Raw genomic sequence first — 1338 nt, 5'->3', positions numbered from 1 at the left:
GGGCGGGTCGACGGCAGACAGTGAGGATGGTGGGGTGGGTCGCCGGGTTGGTCTGACTCACCGGCAGACCGACGGTTGCTGTCCTCATCCCGATTCGTCGGCCGGCTCGGTGGCCCCGGCAGCTGCATGTCACCGGTCAGGCGTCGTGACCTGATAGGAGCCTGTGCGAGAGGCGCCCACCACTGTGTTGTCCGCATCGCCTGACCGGTGACGTGTCCACAGATTCTCGACGCGACCGAGAAAGGCGGACCACGCCAGCATGGCAGCCAAGAAGCGATCTCTCATCAGTGGTGTCGACACCCACCGCGACACCCACCACGCCGCGATCATCGACAGCACCGGCGGGCTCGTGGCCGACGCCGAGTTCCCAGCGACCACCGCCGGCTACGCGGATCTGCTGGCCTGGATGCGCTCCTTCGGGCGGGTAACCGCCGTGGGCGTGGAGGGCACCGGCAGCTACGGGGCCGGCCTGGCCCGCTACCTCACCAGCAAGAAGATCGCCATCAGGGAGGTGGACCGGCCGGACCGCCGCGCCCGCCGCAACCAGGGCAAGTCCGACCCGATCGACGCGATCACCGCCGCCCGCGCCACCCTCGCCGGCACCGCCATGGGCACCCCGAAGACCCGCACCGGACCGGTCGAGGCGATCCGCGCCCTCAGGGTCGCCCGCCGAGGAGCGGTCAAGGCCAGAACCGCCGCCCTGAATCAGATGCGCGGCCTGGTCGCCGCCGCCCCCGAACCCCTGCGAGCCCACCTGACCAGGGCCAGCGCCGCCGTGCTGGTCAGCCGCTGCGCTGCCCTGACCTACGACCCGGCCAGACTTCACGAACCGGAGCACGCCACCGCCGCAGCCCTGGTCGGGCTCGCCCGCCGGGTCACCGCCCTCACCGAGGAGATCACCGCTCTCGACCGGCAGGTGACACCCATCGTCGCGAAGGCGGCACCCCGCACCATGGCCCTGTTCGGCGTCGGCCCCGATGTCGCCGCGCACCTGCTGACCACCGCTGGCGACAACCCCGACCGGCTGCACTCCGAAGCGGCTCTGGCCCACCTCTGCGGCGCCGCACCCATCCCCGCGAGCTCAGGACGGGTGCGCCGGCACCGCCTCCACCGCGGAGGGGACCGCGGCGCCAACCACGCCCTACACACCATCGCGCTCTGCCGCATGCGCTACGACCAGCGCACACGCGCCTACGTCCACCGCCGCACCTCAGAAGGCCTCAGCAAGCAGGAGATCCTGCGCTGCCTCAAGCGCTACATCGTCCGCGACGTCTACACGGCCCTACGCGCCGACTTCGCCGCCCTCACCCCTTGACCTCCATAGGAGCATCGGGATGG

1 protein-coding gene is annotated in these 1338 nt (G+C 71.4%); it reads left to right on the top strand.

What is annotated here, in order from left to right; genetic code table 11:
- The first annotated feature begins 259 nt into the window (after nucleotides 1–259).
- Nucleotides 260–1315, top strand: coding sequence for an IS110 family transposase (locus KBX63_RS34820; RefSeq protein ID WP_210918674.1), 1056 nt, complete (start codon nucleotides 260–262; stop codon nucleotides 1313–1315).
- Nucleotides 1316–1338: the final 23 nt, after the last annotated feature.

Source organism: Micromonospora sp. U21 (genome assembly GCF_018070045.1).
Classification (GTDB): domain Bacteria; phylum Actinomycetota; class Actinomycetes; order Mycobacteriales; family Micromonosporaceae; genus Micromonospora.
This window is presented reverse-complemented; position numbering and strand designations above follow the sequence as displayed.